Genomic DNA, 794 nt, shown 5'->3' with positions numbered 1-794 from the left:
CGCTAAGCGTCTTGGCGGCTGCGATCAGCAGGTGCACCGGTATTGGCATCGATTAGCCTCTGCATTGTTGCGCTAGCAGAAATGAGGAGCGCGTTGATGAGTGCAGGTGGATCATTTTTCAATTCCGAATGCAAGCGCCCGCTGCCCCTAGCACTGCGGTAAGAATGTCGCGACCGCCACAAAGACTTGCCGGTCAACTATTCAACTGGTCGCAGGCCTGAGCTTTCAAATTGCTGGCTTTCGCACTCGTCGATGTAGCTGGAAATCCGATCGGCAACGCCCAGCCGGTACATCTCGTCAGAAGCCCTATCCAACCGGATTGACTGGGCGATGGCTCGACCATTGATGATTCCAGCGTCGTGCAATGAAGCGACAAGGATGGCAAAAAATCTGCCGTTCGCCGCGATCATCTTGGCATGGCCCACCAGCACGGCATCGAGATTGGTCACAGCTTTCGCCTGCCGGCCTGTCGCAGCGCCTCGTTTGCGCTTGCTTTCACAATATCGTCCGATGCGACACGAACGACAGTAACTGCAACGTCCGCCGATATCCCTTGGACACGCGGGACAAAGGTGCGCCCCTCGTCAGCATACACCTTAATCTCGATCGGGCCCTGGCGTCCGCCGCCGCCGTTCATCGCCGCGCGGGCCTGCCCCAAGGGCACGATGTTGCCGTTCTGGGCAGGTTGAAAGAGCTCGACACTCCCCCCGCCCGCCGCCTCGTTCACGCGATAGAGGCGGCCAGCAGAAACCGGCCCACCGGAAGCGCGGGCCGCGAACAGCGAGGCGAACGAG

Annotated in this window: 1 protein-coding gene and 1 pseudogene; both read right to left on the bottom strand. The window is 59.9% G+C overall.

The features are described 5' to 3' along the window. Positions 1–197 precede the first annotated feature (197 nt). Positions 198–449: a hypothetical protein gene (locus AX735_RS20595; RefSeq protein ID WP_066284304.1), complete on the bottom strand. Its 252-nt coding sequence runs from the start codon at positions 447–449 to the stop codon at positions 198–200. Further along, positions 446–794 (bottom strand): annotated as a pseudogene (locus tag AX735_RS20590) (hypothetical protein); the annotation flags it as partial. The gene AX735_RS20595 and the pseudogene AX735_RS20590, both read right to left, overlap by 4 nt.

The organism is Blastomonas sp. CCH1-A6 (genome assembly GCF_001556365.1).
In the GTDB taxonomy this organism is placed as follows: domain Bacteria; phylum Pseudomonadota; class Alphaproteobacteria; order Sphingomonadales; family Sphingomonadaceae; genus Blastomonas; species Blastomonas ursincola.
The sequence above is the reverse complement of the archived record's forward strand: the minus strand, read 5'-3'. Positions and strand labels throughout refer to the sequence as shown.